The sequence below is a fragment of the Amycolatopsis alkalitolerans genome (assembly GCF_006152065.1).
Classification (GTDB): Bacteria; Actinomycetota; Actinomycetes; order Mycobacteriales; family Pseudonocardiaceae; genus Amycolatopsis_E; species Amycolatopsis_E alkalitolerans.
Window position 1 is genome coordinate 1 of the sequence record NZ_VDFW01000081.1, and the last position, 1,140, is coordinate 1,140.

Genomic DNA, 1,140 nt, shown 5'->3' on the forward strand with positions numbered 1-1,140 from the left:
CGGTACTCGCGGAGGAGACCGCGGCTGATGATGGTCTTCTGGATCTCGCTGGTGCCTTCGCCGATGAGCAGGAACGGGGCCTCACGCATGAGGCGTTCGATCTCGTACTCCTTCGAGTAGCCGTAGCCGCCGTGGATCCGGAACGCCTCCTGGGTGACCTCGGCGCAGTACTCGCTCGCGATCAGCTTCGCCATCCCGGCCGCGACGTCGTTACGCTCGCCGGTGTCCTTCAACCGGGCGGCGTTCACCATCATCAGATGCGCCGCCTCCACCTTCGTGGCCATCTCCGCCAGCTTGAACGCGATCGCCTGGTGCTCGGCGATCGGCTTGCCGAACGTCTTGCGCTGCTGGGCGTAGTCGATAGCCAGCTCGAACGCGCGGATCGCGATCCCGCACGCCCGCGCCGCCACGTTCACCCGGCCGACCTCGATCCCGTCCATCATGAACGAGAACCCCCTGCCCGGGGCCTCACCGAGGACCTGGGACGCGGGGATGCGGAACCCGTCGAACACCGCCTCGGTGGTGTCGACGCCCTTGTAGCCCATCTTGTCGATCTTCCCCGGGATCGTCAGGCCCGGCGCCACCTCCCCGAACCCTTCCGGCTTCTCCACCAGGAACGCGGTCAGGTTCTGGTGAGCCTTTCCGGCGCCCTCATCGGTTTTCACCAGCAGCGCGATGAGGTTCGAGCTGCCCCCGTTGGTCAGCCACATCTTCGCGCCGTCGATCACATAGTCTCCGCCGTCCCGCTTCGCGCGGGTCTTGATCGCCGCCACGTCCGAACCCAGGTCCGGCTCCGACATCGAGAACGAACCGCGGATCTCGCCGGCGGCCATCTTCGGCAGGTACTTCTGTTTCTGCTCGGGCGTACCGTGCCGGGAAATCATGTGTGCCACGATGAAATGCGTGTTGATCACACCCGACACGCTCATCCACCCACGCGCGATCTCCTCCACCACCAGCGCGTAGGTCAGCAGGGACTCCCCAAGCCCGCCGAACTCTTCCGGAACGGTGAGCCCGAACAGGCCCATCTCCTTCATCCCCTCGACGATGTCCGTCGGGTAGGTGTCCGCGTGCTCCAACTCCTGGGCATGCGGAATGATCTCCTTGTCCACGAACGAACGGACGGTGGACAGGATCTCG

Annotated in this window: 1 protein-coding gene; it reads right to left on the reverse strand. The window is 65.3% G+C overall.

Annotation, left to right across the window (positions count from 1 at the left end):
• Positions 1 to 1,140, reverse strand: a 1,140-nt coding sequence (locus FG385_RS33720; protein WP_139100872.1) for an acyl-CoA dehydrogenase family protein, incomplete at both ends; no start/stop codon positions are given.